The organism is Streptomyces sp. NBC_01233, from assembly GCF_035989305.1.
Taxonomy (GTDB): Bacteria; Actinomycetota; Actinomycetes; order Streptomycetales; family Streptomycetaceae; genus Streptomyces.
Genome location: NZ_CP108514.1, coordinates 2,131,284 through 2,149,175, shown reverse-complemented (window position 1 = coordinate 2,149,175; position 17,892 = coordinate 2,131,284). Strand labels below are relative to the sequence as shown.

At 73.3% G+C, this 17,892-nt stretch carries 15 protein-coding genes; 8 read left to right on the top strand and 7 right to left on the bottom strand.

All coding sequences use genetic code 11. From position 1 onward, the window contains the following. Positions 1 to 45: 45 nt before the first annotated feature. Entirely contained in the window at positions 46 to 462 is a 417-nt protein-coding gene (locus OG332_RS09890; RefSeq protein WP_327413100.1) for a hypothetical protein, read from the top strand. A 247-nt stretch (positions 463 to 709) separates the two neighbouring features. Here the strand turns inward: OG332_RS09890 and OG332_RS09885 are convergent, their stop codons facing one another. After that, entirely contained in the window at positions 710 to 1,780 is a 1,071-nt protein-coding gene (locus OG332_RS09885) for a DUF3533 domain-containing protein (RefSeq protein ID WP_327413099.1), read from the bottom strand. 156 nt (positions 1,781 to 1,936) lie between these two features. On the opposite strand from OG332_RS09885, the gene OG332_RS09880 reads away from it, so the two are divergent. The 3 genes from OG332_RS09880 (at position 1,937) to OG332_RS09870 (ending at position 7,693) form a co-directional block, all read left to right on the top strand. Continuing rightward, positions 1,937 to 5,581: a DNA polymerase III subunit alpha gene (locus OG332_RS09880; protein ID WP_327413098.1), complete on the top strand. Its 3,645-nt coding sequence runs from the start codon at positions 1,937 to 1,939 to the stop codon at positions 5,579 to 5,581. A gap of 107 nt (positions 5,582 to 5,688) precedes the next feature. Beyond that, a complete protein-coding gene (locus OG332_RS09875; RefSeq protein ID WP_327419162.1) occupies positions 5,689 to 6,675 on the top strand; it encodes a DNA polymerase Y family protein in 987 nt (328 codons plus the stop codon). Between the two features lie 157 nt (positions 6,676 to 6,832). Beyond that, positions 6,833 to 7,693 (top strand): esterase/lipase family protein, encoded by an 861-nt coding sequence (locus tag OG332_RS09870; protein WP_327413097.1) that lies wholly within the window; start codon positions 6,833 to 6,835, stop codon positions 7,691 to 7,693. A 45-nt stretch (positions 7,694 to 7,738) separates the two neighbouring features. Here the strand turns inward: OG332_RS09870 and OG332_RS09865 are convergent, their stop codons facing one another. Beyond that, positions 7,739 to 8,791 (bottom strand): lytic polysaccharide monooxygenase auxiliary activity family 9 protein, encoded by a 1,053-nt coding sequence (locus OG332_RS09865; protein WP_327413096.1) that lies wholly within the window; start codon positions 8,789 to 8,791, stop codon positions 7,739 to 7,741. Between the two features lie 334 nt (positions 8,792 to 9,125). Beyond that, positions 9,126 to 9,353: a hypothetical protein gene (locus OG332_RS09860; protein WP_327413095.1), complete on the bottom strand. Its 228-nt coding sequence runs from the start codon at positions 9,351 to 9,353 to the stop codon at positions 9,126 to 9,128. A gap of 479 nt (positions 9,354 to 9,832) precedes the next feature. Here OG332_RS09860 and OG332_RS09855 point away from each other — a divergent pair, with 479 nt between their 5' ends. Further along, positions 9,833 to 10,198 carry a hypothetical protein gene (locus OG332_RS09855; protein ID WP_327413094.1) on the top strand — a complete coding sequence of 122 codons (366 nt, stop codon included), beginning with the start codon at positions 9,833 to 9,835 and terminating at the stop codon, positions 10,196 to 10,198. A 76-nt stretch (positions 10,199 to 10,274) separates the two neighbouring features. On the opposite strand, the gene OG332_RS09850 is transcribed toward OG332_RS09855, so the two are convergent. Next, positions 10,275 to 10,757: a DUF402 domain-containing protein gene (locus OG332_RS09850; protein WP_327413093.1), complete on the bottom strand. Its 483-nt coding sequence runs from the start codon at positions 10,755 to 10,757 to the stop codon at positions 10,275 to 10,277. Continuing rightward, positions 10,754 to 11,719: a GNAT family N-acetyltransferase gene (locus OG332_RS09845; RefSeq protein WP_327413092.1), complete on the bottom strand. Its 966-nt coding sequence runs from the start codon at positions 11,717 to 11,719 to the stop codon at positions 10,754 to 10,756. The genes OG332_RS09850 and OG332_RS09845 overlap by 4 nt, the downstream gene beginning before the upstream one ends. Positions 11,720 to 11,838: 119 nt before the next feature. On the opposite strand from OG332_RS09845, the gene OG332_RS09840 reads away from it, so the two are divergent. After that, the gene (locus OG332_RS09840; protein ID WP_327411459.1) at positions 11,839 to 13,248 is read left to right on the top strand and encodes an IS4 family transposase; all 1,410 of its coding nucleotides are present in this window, start codon (positions 11,839 to 11,841) and stop codon (positions 13,246 to 13,248) included. Between the two features lie 94 nt (positions 13,249 to 13,342). After that, positions 13,343 to 13,732 carry a GntR family transcriptional regulator gene (locus OG332_RS09835; RefSeq protein ID WP_327413091.1) on the top strand — a complete coding sequence of 130 codons (390 nt, stop codon included), beginning with the start codon at positions 13,343 to 13,345 and terminating at the stop codon, positions 13,730 to 13,732. Between the two features lie 103 nt (positions 13,733 to 13,835). On the opposite strand, the gene OG332_RS09830 is transcribed toward OG332_RS09835, so the two are convergent. Beyond that, entirely contained in the window at positions 13,836 to 14,933 is a 1,098-nt protein-coding gene (locus OG332_RS09830; RefSeq protein WP_327413090.1) for a DUF5925 domain-containing protein, read from the bottom strand. 206 nt (positions 14,934 to 15,139) lie between these two features. Here OG332_RS09830 and OG332_RS09825 point away from each other — a divergent pair, with 206 nt between their 5' ends. After that, positions 15,140 to 15,940 carry an SGNH/GDSL hydrolase family protein gene (locus OG332_RS09825; RefSeq protein ID WP_327419161.1) on the top strand — a complete coding sequence of 267 codons (801 nt, stop codon included), beginning with the start codon at positions 15,140 to 15,142 and terminating at the stop codon, positions 15,938 to 15,940. Here OG332_RS09825 and OG332_RS09820 read toward each other — a convergent pair. Beyond that, positions 15,910 to 17,667, bottom strand: a complete 1,758-nt coding sequence (locus OG332_RS09820; protein ID WP_442816126.1) for a serine/threonine-protein kinase — start codon at positions 17,665 to 17,667, stop codon at positions 15,910 to 15,912. The genes OG332_RS09825 and OG332_RS09820 overlap by 31 nt on opposite strands. Positions 17,668 to 17,892: the final 225 nt, after the last annotated feature.

Sequence of the window (17,892 nt, the reverse complement as noted above, 5' to 3'; positions counted from 1 at the left end):
AGGCTGATGCCTCACGGGTGCTCCGCCCGGGGAGAGGTGGGGGACGTGGTCACGCTCGTCGAGTTCGTGGTGCTCGCAGTCGTCGCGCTGCTGGCCGGAACCCTGGCCCGCAGGGCGGTAGCCCGCCGGGCGGCCGGGCGCACCGCCTCCGCCTCCGGCGGCGCCGTCGTGGCCGTTCCCTGCCAGGCGCGGTGGCGGCAGGGGGTGCGTCGGCGGTTCTTCGGCTACGGGAAGCTGAACGCCGGCGCGGACGGCACGGGCGCGGTGTTCAAGGCCCCGCTGCGCGGCGCGGTCCCGCTGACGGTGGGCGGCCGGGCGGTTGTCCGGGAGAGCCTGCGACCGGGCATGCGGGTGCTGGAGTACCGGGCCCCGGACGGGCAGCGCATCGACTTCCAGGTCTACGACGCCGAGGCCGAGCGCGCGGCCCGGTTGCTCGGGGTCCCGGGCCCGGCGGACCGGTGACCGGCCGGGGCTGGCGTTGGGGCCAGTACCGGAGGGGTTCGTCGAGGGGCCCTCGCGGCCTGCCACCTCCGTTCGGCCGAACTCCTTGACCAATGTGATGGTCTGCAGGTCCACCCGGTGCCACCCGGTGCCGGCGGGTGCTGGCCGCCAGGGCCTCGGCCGCGGGGCCGCGTGGGTGACCACCACCGTCTGGGTGTCCCGGCTCGGATACGGCGCGAGCCGTACACGGCCGAGCATCCCGCCGGGGTCAGTCGGGGAGACCGCTGCCCACGGCGGCCCCGGGCCGGCCCTTGCGGGACACCGCGCAGGCCAGGGTGACCGCCGAACCGACCACCGCCCAGGCGGCCAGCACCAGCAGCGGCCCGCCCGCGCCGTTCCCCCTGAAGTACGTGATGGAGCGCGCCGCGTACGTGCCGGCGCCCGGCGGCAGGGCCGGGCCGATGGCGCTCCAGAACGGCGGCAGCAGCGGGTAGGGGTAGGCGCCGCCGGCGCTCGGGTTGCCGAGCACCACGACCAGCAGGATCGCGAGGCCGATGCCGATCACGCCCGCCACCCCCTGGAAGGCGAGGGTGATCGCGCCGACCGCGAAGACGACCAGGGTGCCCAGCCCCCACAGGCCCATGATGCTGCCGGGCAGCGCGCCCAGGATCGGGCCCGCGATGACCGTGCCGAGCAGCCCGGCGGCGATCGCGTACACGAGCAGCGCGCCGAGCCGGATGACGGCGCGGTGTGCGTTGGCGGGCCGGGCGCCGGCGCTGATCGCGAGGATCGCGGCGCACAGGTAGCCGCCCACGCACCAGCCGATCACCAGGTAGAAGGAGCTCAGGCCGCGGCTGTCGCCCTTGCCGGCCGGGGCCACGTCGGTGACCCGCAGGGTCCGTCCCTGGGTCTTCTCGACGAAGCCGACGATCTCTTCCACGGCCTGGGACAGCGAGGCGCCGGCGCCGGAGGCGACCAGCAGCCGGTCGGTCTTGCCGGCGGGGTTGACGATCAGCGCGGCGTCGACGTCCCGGTGTCTGACCTGGTCGAGCGCCGCGGCCTCGTCCTTGACCACGCGGGGGTCGAGCGGTTCGCCGGGCAGGGCGCCGAGCTGCTTCGCGGTCTGCTGGGCCACCGGCGCGAGGGGGGCGGCCACGGCGATCGGGATCTCGCTGGGCTTCGGATGGTGGAAGGCCCCGATGTACGAGGTGATGAAGGCGAGCTGGAGGGCCAGCACCCCCAGGACCAGCAGGGCTGCCCGGGTGGTCACGGCGTCCTTGACCTCGGCGAGGAAGCCTGTGGACGGGCCTGCGTCGGTGCTCTTGGCGGGCTGGGTCATGTTTCACACGCTCGGCGTACCGGGGGCGGGGCGCAGCAGGGGAGGGCCGAATGGCTGACCTCAGACGATCGAACAGATGTTTCGCACGAATATTCGAATTACTCTATGGTGGAGGTGGGGGAGGAGGTGTTCAACGAGCGAAGCAGGAGGCCGCGGGTGCCTGGTTTTACGCATCTGCACACCGTTTCGGGGTTCTCCATGCGCTACGGAGGCTCGCACCCCGAACGGCTGGCGGAACGTGCCGCCGAGCGGGGCATGGACGCCCTCGCCCTGACCGACCGCGACACCCTCGCGGGCACGGTGCGGTTCGCCAAGGCGTGCGCGAAGGCGGGGATCCGGCCGCTGTTCGGAGTGGACCTGGCCGTGTCGCCTCCGGTGGGGTCGGCCGGGTCGGGGGGCTCGGCCGGCTCCGCCGGAGGCGGCGCGCGTACGGGCATCAGCGGATCCGGATCCGGCGGCCGGGCGGGCTCCGCCGAGGCCTCGTACCGCCGCCGTACCCCCGTCAAGGGCGGGGCCTTCGTCGACGAGTCCGCCGCGCGGGCCGTCTTCCTGGCCCGGGACGGGGCCGCCGGATGGGCCGAGCTGTGCCGGATGGTCAGCGCCGCCCACGCCGGTGCCGGCGAGCCCGACCGGACCGGACCCGACGGCGCCGCGTCCCTGCGGACGGCCGACGGGCAGCCGGTGCTGCCCTGGTCGGCCCTGCGCGGAGAGGGCGTCTTCGTCCTCCTCGGACCCGGCTCCGAGGTGGGGCGGGCACTCGCCGCGGGACGCCCCGACCGGGCCGCCCGGCTGCTCGCGCCCTGGCGGGAGGTCTACGGCGACTCCCTGCGCCTGGAGGCCGTCCACCACGGCCGCACCGGCACCGGCACCGGGCCCGGCTCGCTGCGGCTGGCCGCCCGTACCGTCGGCTTCGCCGCCGAACAGGGCGTCCCGGCCGTGCTCGCGAACGCCGTCCGCTACGCCGACCCCGGCCAGGGCCCGGTCGCCGACATCCTCGACGCGGCCCGCCGCCTGGTCCCCATCGACCCCCGCGGGCCCCTCGACACCGGCGAACGCTGGCTCAAGGCCCCGGCCGCCATGGCCGAGGCCGCCGACCGCATCGCCCGGGCCGCCGGCCTGCGCCCCGCCGACGCCAGACGCCTGCTCGCGGAGACCTCCCGTACCGCCGAGGCCTGCACCGTGGACCCCGAGGACGACCTCGGCATGGGCTCCGTGCACTTCCCCGAGGCCCGGCTCGTCGGCGCCGCCCACCGCAGCGCCCAGCGCGTCCTCGCCTCCCGGGTCTCGGCGGGCATGGTGCTGCGCGGGTACGCGGACGACCGTGCGTACTGGGAGCGGATGCACCAGGAGCTCGACATCATCGCCTACCACGGTTTCGCCTCGTACTTCCTGACGGTCGCTCAAGTGGTCGATGATGTACGGGAGATGGGTATCCGGGTGGCCGCCCGCGGCTCCGGAGCCGGCTCCCTCGTCAACCACCTGCTCGGCATCGCGCACGCCGATCCCGTCGCGCACGGGCTGCTGATGGAACGCTTCCTGTCCAAGCGCCGGCGCGTGCTGCCCGACATCGACATCGACGTGGAGTCCGCCCGCCGGCTGGAGGTCTACCGGCGCATCATCGACCGGTTCGGCACCGAGCGCGTGGCCACCGTCTCCATGCCCGAGACCTACCGGGTCCGGCACGCCGTCCGCGACGTCGGCGCCGCCCTGTCCATGGACCCGGCCGTCATCGACCGGCTCGCCAAGGCCTTCCCGCACATCCGGGCCCGCGACGCCCGCGCCGCGCTGGCGGAACTCCCCGAACTGCGTGACGTACGGGGGGAGTCGCACGGGCGGCTGTGGGAGCTCGTCGAATCCCTGGACGCGCTGCCCCGCGGGATCGCCATGCACCCGTGCGGGGTGCTGCTCTCCGACGCCACCCTGCTCGCCCGTACGCCCGTGGTGCCGACCAGCGGCGAGGGCTTCCCCATGTCCCAGTTCGACAAGGACGACGTGGAGGAGCTCGGGCTGCTCAAGCTGGACGTGCTGGGCGTACGGATGCAGTCCGCGATGGCGCACGCCGTCGCGGAGATCCGGCGCGGCACGGGGGAGGAGCTCGACCTGGACGACCCGGCGCAGGTGCCGCCGGGGGACCGGGCCACGTACGGGCTGATCCGCTCGGCCGAGACGCTGGGCTGCTTCCAGATCGAATCGCCGGGCCAGCGCGACCTGGTGGGGCGGCTGCAGCCGTCGACCTTCCACGACCTGGTCGTCGACATCTCCCTCTTCCGGCCGGGGCCGGTGGCCGCCGACATGGTGCGGCCCTTCATCGAGGCCCGGCACGGACGGGCGCCGGTCCGCTTCCCGCACCCGGACCTGGCGGACGCGCTGCGCGAGACGTACGGGGTGGTGGTCTTCCACGAGCAGATCATCGAGATCGTGCACGTCATGACCGGTTGCGGGCGGGACGAGGCGGACCGTGTGCGACGCGGCCTGTCTGACCCGCAGTCGCAGGCGCGGATCAAGGTCTGGTTCGCGGCGAAGGCGGGTGGCCGCGGCTATCCGGCGGAGGTGATCGCACGGACCTGGGAGATCGTCGAGGCCTTCGGCAGTTACGGCTTCTGCAAGGCGCACGCGGTGGCCTTCGCGGTGCCCACGTACCAGTCGGCGTGGCTGAAGGCGCACCACCCGGCGGCCTTCTACGCCGGGCTGCTGACCCACGATCCGGGGATGTACCCGAAGCGGCTGCTGCTGGCGGACGCGCGGAGGCGGGGCGTACCGGTGCTGCCGCTGGACGTGAACCGGTCGGCGGCCGCCCATCGCATCGAACTGGTGTCCGATGTCGCCGCGCGGGCGGTGTGGGGGCTGCGCCTGGGCCTGTCCGACGTCCACGGCATCAGCGGGGCCGAGGCCGGCCGGATCGAGGACGGGCAGCCGTACGCGTCCCTGCGCGACTTCTGGGACCGGGCGCACCCCGGACGTCCGGTCGCCGAACGGCTCGCACAGGTCGGGGCGTTGGACGCCTTCGGTGCCAACCGGCGTGACCTGCTGCTGCACTTGACCGAACTGCACGGCGCGCAGCGGGCGGCCGGCGTCCGCGGCCCCCAACTCCCCCTGGAGGGCGGCCGGTCCACGGCCTCCGTCGGGCTGCCCGACCTCACCGAGGCGGAACGGCTCAGCGCCGAGCTGGGCGTCCTCGGCATGGACGCCTCGCGGCACCTGATGGGGGACCACCACGCCTTCCTGGCCGAGCTGGGAGTGGTCCCGGCGCGCCGGCTGCGGGACACCGCGCACGGGCAGACCGTACTGGTCGCGGGGGCCAAGGCGGCCACCCAGACCCCGCCGATCCGGTCCGGGAAGCGGGTCATCTTCACCACGCTGGACGACGGGACGGGCCTGGTCGACCTGGCCTTCTTCGACGACAGTCACGAGCGGTGCGCGCACACCGTCTTCCACTCCTTCCTGCTGCTGGTACGGGGGGTCGTGCAGCGGCGGGGCCCGCAGAGCCTGAGCGTGGTCGGGGCGGCGGCGTGGAACCTGGCGGAGCTGGCGGAACTGCGGGCGGCGGGCGGCCTGGACGCGGTGGCGGCACGGCTGGCGGCCGAGCCGGTCGCCTCCGGCGGTGACGGCGGTGACGGCGGTGACGGCAGTGGTGACAGTGACGGCCGTGACCGTGCGGCGGGGGAGGAGAGGGTCCCCGAGCGCCGGATCCGCATGTCCACGGGGTACGAGATGAACCCGTGGGCCGACCTCCAGCCCCCGGGCACCGGCCCCGCGACCGGCCGCAAGCTGTGGCACTCCAGCCCGGGGAGCGCGGGATGACCTCCGGCCGGGTGGCGGACGCGGGGGCAGGGGCCCACGCGGCCCCGGTGGCCGCCGGTCCGGGCGCACCGGCGGGATCCCCGTGGACGGCGGCCGGCGGGGCCGTGATGTGCCTGCGGCTGCACCCCGCCGGCGGGGGACCGCTCGGGGCCGAGGCGTACGCCGGGGTGCTCGCGCTGCTCGGCGGGATCACCCCGGCCGTGCAGGCCCTGGCGCCCGACACCGCCCTCGCCGATGTCCGGGGCGCGCTGCGCTACTTCGGCTGCGACGCCCGCCGGCTGGCCGCCGTGATCCGGGTCCGGGCCCTCGCCCTGTACGGCGTGGACGCCGCCGTCGGCGTGGCCGGCAACCCCATGCTGGCCCGGGCGGCGGCCCGCGAGGCCAGGCCCGGGGGGACCCTGCTGATCCCCGACGAGCCCGCCGCCGTACGGGAGTTCCTGGCGGGCAAGCCCGTCACCGTGCTCGACGGGATCGGTCCCAAAGCGGCTCGCACCCTGTGCTCCTACGGCCTCGACTCCGTCGGCCGGGTCGCCGAGGCCCCGCCCGCCGCCCTGCGGCGGATCCTCGGGGCCCGGCTCGGCCGCGAGGTGCACGAACGCGCCCTCGGCATCGACCGGACCCCCGTCCGGCCGGACGCTGCCGCCCGCACCATCGCCGCCGAGCGGCTCTTCGACCGGGACGAGCTGGACCCCGTACGGCACCGGCGGGCCCTGCTCTCGCTGACGGAGGAGCTCGGCGCGAAGCTTCGTACACAAGGACCGGGCCAGGGGCAGGTCTGCCGGGCCCTCTCGCTCACCGTCCGCTGCGCCGACCGCACCACGCTCACCCGCACCCGCACCCTGGCCGAACCCACCGCGCACTCGGCGGCCCTGACCGCCGCGTCCTACGCCCTCTACGAGGGCCTCGGCCTGCAACGGGCCCGGGTCCGCGCGCTGTCCCTGCGGGCCGAGGGCCTGACCCCGGCAGAACGGGCCGTGCGGCAGCTCAGTTTCGACCCCGAGGACGAGAAGGCCCGCCGGCTGGAAGCCGTCACGGACCGGGTCCGCGCGCGCTTCGGACCGCAGGCCATCGCCCGCGGCTCGCTCGCCGCCTGACGGACGATCGGACGACACGCGAGTTTTTACCGACGCGTAACTTCCCTGTGTTGCTACTCACCCGTAATTTAGCGGCAGCAGCGCCCCTTTGTGATCCGGATCACGGGACGAACCCCCACGCCCCATCCCCTTGAGTCGAACGCAAGGAGATCACACGATGCTGCCCTGGAGACGCCTGCTCCGCCCGCTGGCCGTCCTCACCCTCACCGCCGCCGCACTCGTCGCCCCCACCGGCGCAGCGCAGGCCGCGTCCGCCCCCAGCAGCGGCTGGAACAACTGGTCCTGCAAGCCGTCCGCCGCGCACCCGCGCCCCGTCGTCCTCGTGCACGGCACCTTCGGCAACTCCGTCGACAACTGGCTCGGCCTCGCGCCGTACCTCGTGCACCGCGGGTACTGCGTCTACTCCCTCGACTACGGCCAACTCCCCGGCGTGCCCTTCTTCAACGGGCTCGGCCCCATCGACAAGTCCGCCGGCCAGCTCGACGTCTTCGTCGACAAGGTCCTCGCCGCCACCGGCTCCGCCAAGACCGACATCATCGGGCACTCGCAGGGCGGCATGATGCCGCGCTACTACCTGAAGTTCCTCGGCGGCGCAGAGAAGGTCAACGCGCTGGTCGGGCTCGCCCCCGACAACCACGGCACCACCCTGCTGGGCTTCACCAAGCTCCTCCCGTACTTCCCCGGGGCCGAGGACCTGATCAGCACGGCCACCCCGGGCCTCGCCGACCAGATCGCCGGGTCCGCCTTCCAGCAGAAGCTGAACGCGGGCGGGGACACCGTGCCCGGGGTGAAGTACACGGTCATCGCCACCAAGTACGACGAGGTGGTGACGCCGTACCGGAGCGCGTTCCTGGACGGGCCCAACGTACGGAACGTCGTGCTCCAGGACCTGTGCGTGCTGGACCTCTCGGAGCACGTCACCATCGGGCTCACCGACCGGATCGCCTGGCACGAGGCGCTCAACGCCCTCGACCCGGCCCACGCCGAACGGACCACCTGCGCCTCCGTCTTCGACTGACGGGCGGCGCGGGCGGCCCGCGGCGTTCACCGGCTCACCCGTGAGCTAGCGGCCGTGACGGCCCGCCGTCGTCGCACGGCGGCGGGCCAGCCCGAACAGCACGGCCGCGCCGACGGCCAGGGCGCCGGCCCCGGCGATCGCGATCGCCGGGGTGGCGCCGTTGCCGCCCGTCTCCGCTAGGTTGCGGCCGGCCGTGGCCTGGGAGGGCACCGGGACGGCGGCATCGGTGCTGCCGTTCGTCTTCGGGTCGTTGTCGCCGTGGCCGTCGTGCTCGACGGTGGACTTGTCCGCGCCCGCGGCGATCTGCTGGTCCGTCGGGGCCGAGGGCTTGTCGGACGGCTTGGAGTCGGTGTCGGGGCCGGTACCGGTACCGGGCTTGGCACTCGGCGACGCCGCCGTGCTGGGCTTGGTGGTCGGCGTGCTGCCGCCGCCCCCGTTGCCGCCGCCCCCGTTGTCCTTGCCGAAGACCACGTCAGAGCAGGTGTAGAAGGCCTCCGGGCTGTCGGAGCGCTGCCAGATGCTGTAGATCAGGTGGCGGCCGGCCTTGTTCGGGACGGTCCCCGAGAAGACGTAGTCGCCGTTCTGCATGCCGGGGTCGGTGACCTTCGCGAACGGCGCGGACTCCAGGTCGGACCACTTCAGCGGCTTCGTCGGGTCGTACCCGTCCTTCGTCACGTACAGCTCGAAGGAACCCTTGTGCGGGGCCGTGCCCTTGTAGCGGAAGGTGTGCGCACCGGCGGTCATCGGGCTGGCCGGCCAGTCGGCCCGGGCCAGGTCCAGACCCCGGTACTTGTCGTTGCCGGCGGAGCACAGCTGGCCGTTCGGGATCAACGCCTGGTGGTTCCCCGCCGCGTTGGCGATGTTCACCGCGTTCCAGTCGTAGAACGCCTGCGCCCCGCTGGACGCCACGGCCGCCTTGCAGGCCGCCGACTTCGGCGCCTCGGGCCCCTCCGCGTAGCACGCCGCGACCCGGCTGACCGGGTCCGTCATCGAGCCGTGCGCGACCGCGGGAGCGGCGGCGTACGCGGCCAGGGCCAGCGGGGCGATACCGGCGGAGGCGATACGGGTCAGCTTCACGGAACGGCGGCGTGCGGACATGGGTGGATCTCCTTCGGGCACAGGCAGAGGTGCGCCAGCGGAATCGGAATCGGGTCCAGCGGCGCCGCCCCCCGGCGGCGCCACACCGGCCCTTCCTGTCCTGGCCCGGCCAAGCTAGCCCCCCGCACCACGCCTTTCGCCTGCTCCGGCCGCCCGGAGCGGATCTTTAGGGTCCTCTTAAGGTCGAGGTAAGAAGGGCCTCAGGAACTGGCATGGCGGAACCCTCGCACCCCAAGGGTTCCGGCTCCCCACCGTCCACGACGGTCCAGGCAGATCCGCCTTGTGCTGCCTCCGGTGGCTCCCCGACCGGCTCCCCGCGTGCCACCGGCGACGTTCAGGCTTCGGGGCGCTTCCACACCTCGGGGCCGCCGCCTTCCCACGTGATCGGCCCGTCCTCGCTCATGTCCACGTCCTCCAGCCCGGCACGGCGCAGGAACTCGGCAACATCCCTGGGGGTGTGCGCGCGCCCGAGGTCCGCGTCCACGCCGAGCGCATGCACCGTGACCTTGCGGCCACCCTGAGGCGACACCGGATGCACGATGATCTCCGTCTGGTCCGACATGCCCCCAGCCTGCCGCCCCGGCGTCAGTCCGGCACGCCGAGCGCGCTGTCCGGCCGACGGTGGGTACAGGCCTCGACACCTTCGGCGAGGCTCGGCGGGCTGCCTCCCACTGAATATCGGACGTGGATTCGAATTCGTGCTCGCTGCGCATGCGAGCGGGGGACAGCAGAACCGACGGCTCCCACGCTCGCGAGCGCCCGGGGCCGCCGGCTGACGGCCCCGGTACGGCTCGGCCCTCTCGGCCCAGGACGTGGTGTGACGTCCGGGTCGACTTCGTTGCCGAGGAGGAACGAGACCGCGGCCGAGTGGCCACCGGGGCGGGCGGCACCGGCCCGACAGCAGCCCCGCCCGCCCCGGCTCATCCTGGCGCTTTCAGGGTCTGTGGTCCGGCGAAAGCGGCGGCAGAACCGGCTCGTTGACGTCGGCGGCACGATGGCGGGAGCCCAGCTCCGTCCGTGCGCGGGGGCTACGCTCCGGGGATGAGGCGAGCAGAGGTTCTCAAGCGAGTCATCGGCATCCTCACGGAGGCCCAGGAGATCCGCCGGGCGGCGGAGGCAGGCGAGGAGGACGACGGCCCGGCCGCGGAGACCGGCGTGGTCACCAACCTGCTGAACGAGATGCTGCCCTCGATCAGCGTGCCGGCCGACTCGTCACCCGAGCAGGTGGCCCGCCTGGTCGCGGAGGCGCTCGGTCCTGCCCTGCAGACCATGGTCGCCGGGTTCAGCCTGGCCTTCACGAGTCTCGCCATCGCGCACGACGACGGCCAGACGGACGTCTCCGCGATCGAGGTCCTGCAGAGGCTCGCCCTCGAAGTGGAGGCCGGGTACTTCGACGAGGGCGCGTAGACGGGCGGAGCGACGGGATCGGCCGGCCCGGACCGGCCGGCGAGGCGGGCCGGGGGCCCGCCCCGCCCGGCCGCCCCTACGCGAGGAGGGCGCTCAGGCCGGCAGCCGAGCGCGCCTGGTCGTCCAGGGCGTCGAGGGCCCGGACGGCCTGGGCGGCCGCCTCCGGGTCGCTCGTGGCGAGCCCGCTCTCGGCGAACTCGTCCTCGTCCAGGCGCAGTACGGAGGTCCCGTCCGCCGAGACCCACAGGTCGAGGTCCAGGTCCTCCACGAGGATCTCCCCGGCCTGCACCAGGGCCGGGCGCGTCACGTCGCAGTACCAGCCCTTGAGGACGCCGTCGCCGGTCCACACCTCCTTGACCGCGTACCAGCGCGTGCGCCAGAAGTGCTCGACGAACACGTCGCCCGGCTCGAAGCGGACGAAGCCGAAGTCCCGTACGCCCTCGGCCGCCCAGGGCGCGCGCACGGAGATCCGGTCGCCGTCGTCGGCGACCTGCGCCGCCGGATAGCGGATCTTGGTGCGTCCGGCCTTGGTCAGGACGACGGTCAGCTGCTCGGTCACGCTGTCTCCAGTTCCTTCGTGCGCTGTTTCGCGAGTCTCTTCGTGTAGCGCGTTTCTGTCGCGCAGATCTCGTACCCGAACCACTCGTTGACGGCGAGCATCGGGGCGTTGCCGGCGTCGTTGCCGGTGAAGGCCTCGGTGTACCCGGCCGTGCGGGCCCGGTGCAGGGACGCCGTCTTGGCGAGCTTGGCCAGCCCCCGCCCGCGGAAGGCGCGCAGGGTACCGGTCATCCCCGAGGCGTAGCGGGTGGCGCCGTCGGTCCGGGCGAGCGTGAAGGCGGCCACCGCCCCGTCGACCAGCACGACGGTGGTGAGCTCCTTGTCGAGGCAGGGGCTGTTCCACGTGTGCGCGAGCCAGTCCTCGTAGTCGTCGAACTCGGCCGCCACATCGCCCGGTTCGTCGGCCGTCGTCTCGGCGTCGGCCTCGAAGAGCGGCCGCGGGTCTGCGGCGAAGGCCGAGGCGGGACGCAGTTCGACCCCGGCCGGGAGCGGCTGCGGGAGCGCGGGCAGCGCGGCCGACGTCAGGTCCAGGCGCAGGAAGTGCGCGGACCGTCTGGGGCGGTAGCCGTGCCGCTCCGCGAAGGCGCGGTGCGCGGGCTCGTCGAGGACCCAGGCGTACGCGTCCACCGCGCCCCGCGCGGCGAGGTGCTCCTCGGCCGCGCGGAGCAGCAGCAGGCCGGCGCCCAGACCCCGGCGAGCGGGGTCGACGTACGCGTTGACGTACCCCTGGCCGGGCTGCGGACTGTCGTGGGCGATGCCGGTCTCGGCCGTGCCGACGACCTCGCCGCCCGGGGTCTCGGCGACGAGGATGCGGCGGTGGCTCGCGGGGTGGGCGCAGGACAGCTCGAAGGCCACGCCCTCGGCGGTGCCGACCATGAAGGGCAGGGCCGCGCGACGGACGCGCACGACGGACTCCGCGTCCGAGAGGTCGCCCGGGCGGAGGTCGCGGATCGATGCGGTCATCAACACCGTTGCGTTAGGGATCTTGAGTCGTTGGCAACCCCCGCATGAGTAGCAGGAACGGGACTCCTGGTAGATCAACTTGTGCTGAAGCAAGGTGATCGTCGAGTCCAGGAGTCCCGTTGCGGGAGAAGTCTGTCATCACGCGCACGATCGAGGTCGCTGGGGGTGTGTTCGCGCCGGGGCAGCTGGGTGAGCTGACGCAGACGGTGGACTTCGAACTGGTGGACGCGGTGCTTGAGGAGACCGGCACGGTCGAGCGGCGACTGCGGCTGCTGCCCTCGCGGGTGGTGGTGTACTTCGTCCTCGCGCTCGCACTGTTCGAGAACTGCTCCTACCGGGCGGTGTGGGGCAAACTGACCGCCTCGCTGACGAGTCTGGCCCTGGCCGTCCCGGCGGCTTCCTCGCTGTCGCGGGCGAGGCGGCGGATAGGGGCCGCCCCGCTACGGCGGCTGTTCGAGATCCTGGCCGGGCCCCTCGCTGTCCGCGGGCAGTCGGGCACGTTCTGGCGGGGCCTGCGGTGCGTGGCCGTCGACGGCACTCTCCTCCATGTCCCGGACGAGAAGACGCTCACCTGGAAGTACCCGAAACGGGCCGGTGACACGCTGGAGTTCGGCTACCCGCTGCTGCGGCTCGTCGTCCTGGTCGAGTGTGGCACCCGCGCCCTGCTCGCCGCCACCTTCGGACCCGAGAGTGACGGTGAACTCACCTACGCGAACCGCCTGTTGGGCGCTCTTGACGACACGATGCTCCTGCTGGCCGACGCCGGCTTCGATGCGGTGGAATTCCTCCGTGACATCCAGGGCAGCGGGGCACGATTCCTGATCCGCTCTTCCGCCCGACGCATCCCCACCCCCGCCGAGCACCTGGCCGACGGCTCCTACCTGGCCCGGATCGGCTACGGCGTCATTCCCGTCCTGATCACCGTCCGCGTCATCGAGGCCCACCTCACAGTCCGCCTGGACGACGGCACTGTCCGCCACGAGCAGTGGCGCCTGCTCACCAGCCTCCTCGACCCCGTCCGCTACCCCGCCGATGAAGTGGCCGAGCTCTATCACCGCAGGTGGCAGGTGGAAACCACCTACTTCTCGATCAAGGCGACCATCCTGGAGGGCCGCGTCCTGCGCTCGCGCACCCAGCCCGGCCTCGACCAGGAGGTCTACGCCCTGCTCACGACCTACCAGGCCCTCCTCCGCGCCGCCGCCGACGGCATCGAGACCCGCCCCGACCTCACCATGAGCCGGATCAGCTTCACCGTCCTGATCCGCACCGCCGGTGACACCGTCATCAGCGCGACCGGAATCCTGCCCCCACTCGGCCCTGTCGACCGAGTCGGCGTGATCGGTCAGGCCGTCCTCGAAGCCCCGCTGCCGTCCCAACACAGGCAACGCATCAAAGCCCGCACCCGCAAGAACCCCACCAGCAAGTACGGCCCGAACGCCGGACAACAGCCCGTGACCAGCCAGAACTACAGCATCCAGACCACTATCACGTTCTTCGAGCACGGCCTCAACAGCCGCTCACGGCGCTAAAGCAACGGTGTTGATGCGGTCATGCGGCAGACGCTACGGGCGCTTTCGCGCCGGGCGCCTCCCAATTTACCGGCGATGGGGGACAATCACCCGCGTGACCTCGACAAACCTGAAGATCGCCATCGACGGCTCGGCCGGGTCGGCCGCCCCGTACGAACAGCTGCGCGCCCAGATCGCGGACCGGGCCCGCTCGGGGAAGCTGCCGGCGGGATTCAAACTGCCGACGGTACGGGGGCTGGCGGAGGAGCTGGGGCTGGCCGCGAACACCGTCGCCAAGGCGTACAGGGCGCTGGAGGCGGACGGGGTGATCGAGACGCGGGGCCGGAACGGGACCTTCGTCGCGGCGTCGGGGGAGGGGGCCTCCCGCGAGGCCGCGTCTGCTGCGCAGGCCTATGCGGACCGTGCCCACCGGCTGGGCCTGTCCGAGGCCGAGGCCCTCTCGGCCGCAGCCGAAGCCCTCCGGGCCCGGTACGCCGCCCGCTGACGGCCGGGGCCCCGCGCCAGACGCCTACGGCGCTCCGCCCCAGACCCCTACGGCGCTGCGCGCCCGCGCCTCGAACGCCGGCGGGGCCGAACTCCGGCGGCGGCTAGAGGTACAGCCCCGCCTCCGCCGTGTGCGGCTGCGGCGGCAGGATCGCCGCCGGGCCCGAGCCGCGCCGCAACGCGAAGAGCTCCGCCAGGCTGGCGCCCTCGCGGGAGACGCCCTCGTCCGTGCCCAGCCAGTCCACCGCCTCCCGGTGGGTCAGCCGGCCGACCTCGATGCGGGCCAGGCAGCGCCCCGGCCGGACCACCGCCGGGTGGAGCCGTTCCAGGTCCTCGTTGGTGGTCACGCCGACCAGCACGTTGCGGCCCTGCCCCAGCAGTCCGTCCGTCAGGTTCAGCAGCCGTGACAGCGCCTGCCCGGCGGTGTGGCGGGCCTCGCCGCGGATCAGCTCGTCGCAGTCTTCCAGAAGCAGCAGCCGCCAGCGGCCCTTCGACGTGCCCTCGTCCTCGCCGATCGCGATGTCCATCAGGTAGCCCACGTCGTTGAACAGCCGCTCCGGGTCCAGCACGCAGTCCACCTGGCACCAGTCCCGCCAGGACCGGGCCAGTGTGCGCAGGGCGGAGGTCTTGCCCGTGCCCGGCGGGCCGTGCAGCAGGAGCAGCCGGCCCGCGATGTCGTCGGGGGTCACCTTCATCAGCCGGTCCATCGCCCCGGCCACCGGCGCGGTGTAGTTCGGGCGCACCTCCGCCCAGGTCCCGGCCGCGATCTGGCGGGTCGTCCGGTAGGGGCCGCGGCGCGGGGAGACGTACCAGAAGCCCATCGTGACGTTCTCCGGCTGCGGTTCGGGTTCGTCCTGCACCCCCTCCGTGGCCTCGCCGAGCACCCGTTCCGCGAGTTCGTCGCTGACCGCCGTCACGGTGACGTCCGCGCCCCGGCTCCAGCGGGAGACGAGCATGGTCCAGCCCTCGCCCTCGGCGAGGGTGGCGCTGCGGTCGCTGTCGCGTGCCGAGCGCAACACCGTGGCCTCCGGCGGCAGGAGGGTCGCATCCGTCTTGACCCGCTCGATCGACACGCTGTGCGAGTACGGCTGCTCACCAGTGGCGAACCGGCCGAGGAACAGCGCGTCGACGACGTCCGACGGCGAGTCGCTGTCGTCGACGTTGAGCCGGATCGGCAGCGCGTCATGCGGGTTGGCTGGCATGGCGCCCATGATCCGGCACACCGTGCCCTCGTGCACCCGTGTTTCGCCGGATCGGGTGCCCGAGTTCCCTCTTCAAACGCATGCGGAGTGAAGATTCGGGCCGCAACTCTGCCCCGAACATTCTTGGCATGGACACTTCCGGCCAGTCGCGGCTGCTTGTACCACGGACTCAGGAGTAACCCCCACAAGGAGCCGCACACATGAGCATGAGACTGTCGCGCTTCGCTGCCCTCACCTCCTCCGTCCTACTCGCCGCGGGCGCCGCCCTGTTCGGCGCCCCCCAGGCCTCCGCCGCCGCCGACTTCGGCTACGTCGCCCTCGGCGACTCGTACTCCTCCGGCGTCGGCGCCGGCAACTACGACAGCGCCAGTGGCAACTGCAAGCGCACCTCCCGCGCCTACCCGGCCCTGTGGGCCGCCGCCCATTCCCCCCAGACCTTCTCCTTCGCCGCCTGCTCGGGCGCTCGTACGGGTGATGTCCTCGCCGGCCAGCTCGGCCCGCTCAACTCCGGCACCGACCTGGTCAGCATCACCATCGGCGGCAACGACGCCGGATTCTCCGACGTCATGACGACCTGTGTGCTCCAGTCCGAATCCACCTGCGTGAGCCGCGTGAACCAGGCCAAGGCCTACGTGGACTCCACCCTCCCCGGCCAGCTCGACCAGGTGTACAACGCCATCGACAGCCGCTCGCCCGCCGCCCGTGTCGTCGTCCTCGGCTATCCCCGCTTCTACAAGCTGAACGGCACCTGCACCACCGGCCTGACCGAGGGCGAACGCGCCGCCATCAACGGCGCCGCCGATTACCTCAACGCCGCCATCGCCAAACGCGCCGCCGACCACGGCTTCACCTTCGCCTCGGTCGCCGGAGCCTTCACGGGCCACGAGATCTGCTCCGGCAACGCGTGGCTGCACAGCGTCAACTGGCTGAACATCGGCGAGTCGTACCACCCGACCGCCGCCGGACAGTCCGGCGGCTACCTGCCCGTCTTCACCAACGCGGCCTGATCCGCCCGGCCGGCCGCGGGGCTCGCCGCGGCACTCGCCGTCGGCGAGGGCGGTGACGCACTCGCCGCAGGGGAGGAGGTCCCGGCCGTCGGGGTCTCCTTCCTGCACGTCACGGAGGTGGCCACCCACTGGGTGGTCACCTCCGCCGGCCTCCGCACCTCCAGCCGGACCGCGTCCTCGAAGGACGCGTCCGGGACGTGCGTGAGCTCGAAGTGCTCCAGCCGCCGGCTCCGCGGCCCGGCCGCCTCGTACGTGACGGGCTGCCAGCCGGGACCGGAGGTCCGCCCGCTCCGCGTGACCCAGCGGTACTCCAGTACCACCGGGATCCGCTCCACCTCGACGGTGGCGGTGAAGGCGGGCGCGCGTTCCCCGGGCGGCGGACAGCTGCCGGTGTAGGTGGAGCGCACGACGTCGACGTACACCGAGACGTGCTGACCCGCGGCGGCCGAGGCGGAAGCCGAGGCCGAAGCCGACGGCGAGGCGGACGCAGTGGCCGAGGGGCCCGTGGTGACGGTCCGGGCGGTGGTCGCCGCGCCCGACGGAGCGCCCGCGCCGCCTCCGCGGCCGTCCGTGTCCCCGTGATCCTTCAGCAGCACCCACACCAGCGCGACCAGGGCGAGCGCCAGTAGCGCGATGCCGGCGGACAGCACCAGTCCGGCCCGGCCCCCGCCTTCCACCGGTCCGGGTCCCGGTCCGGGCGCCGGCGGCGCGGGCTGACCGTACGGTCCCGCCGGCGCGCCGTGCGTGCCGAAGCCCCCCTGGCCCGCCGGCGCCCCGCCGCCCCGCGCCTCGTGCCCGTGGTGCGCGGTGGCCGTCGGCGCGTCCGGGCCCGACACCGGCCCGCCGGAGGCCCGTACGGCCCCGCCCGCGCCCACCACCCGCAGCATCCGGGCCGCCTCCGCCGCGGGCAGCCGCTCGGCCGGATCCTTGCGCAGCAGCCCCTCCAGTACGGGCTCCAGCGGCCCGGCCCGGCGGGCCGGCGGCAACTCCGCGTCCACCACGGCCCGCAGGGTGTCCAGCGGGGTGGCCTGCCGAAACGGCGTGACCCCCTCGACGGCGGCGTAGAGCATGACCCCGAGCGACCACAGGTCCGACCCGGGTCCCGGATCGCGCCCCAACGCCCGCTCGGGCGCCAGGAATTCGGGTGAGCCGACCACCTCGCCCGTCATGGTGATTGCGGAGGAGCCCTCCAGGCTCGCGATCCCGAAGTCACTGAGCACCACCCGGCCGTCATTGGCGATCAGCACGTTGCCCGGCTTCACGTCCCGGTGCAGCACCCCGGCGTCGTGCGCGGAGCGCAGTGCGGCCAGCACCTGTTCCCCGATGTGGGCGGCGCGCTGCGGGGCCATCGGCCCCTCCGCCTCCAGTACGTCGGCCAGCGAGAGCCCGCGCACCAGCTCCATCACGATCCAGGGCCGCCCGTCCTCGGACGCCACGTCGTAGACGGTGACGACCCCGCGGTGCGAGACCCGGGCCGCGGCCCAGGCCTCCCGCTCCAGCCGCCGGTACATGCGCTGCAGTTCGGCGGGATCCAGTCCGGCGGGTGCCCGTACCTCCTTGACGGCCACGTCGCGGGCCAGCACCTCGTCCCGGGCCCGCCACACGACGCCCATGCCGCCGCGGCCGATCGGTTCCAGCAGCCGGTACCGGCCCGAAACGACACGATCGGAGTTCGATTGCTCACTCACGCGGCCCCCCGAGTGCGTTCCCCTGCGCCCGCGCGTCATCGGGCGGTCACTCCAAGTTAGCGCAGTGCGCGGCAAGTGACCCCTGTCGTGACGGGACTCGCGGCATGGCCCTCCACGGCGTCACCTCTGTGCGGAGAGTGACGGTCGACTCCGTTGAGTAACCGTCAACTACCCGTACTCATAGGGGTAATTCACACCACCGGGATACCCGGGGGCGACGCGGGGGCGATAGGGTTAACCTGCCCGGGCCGGGTGCCCTCGTAC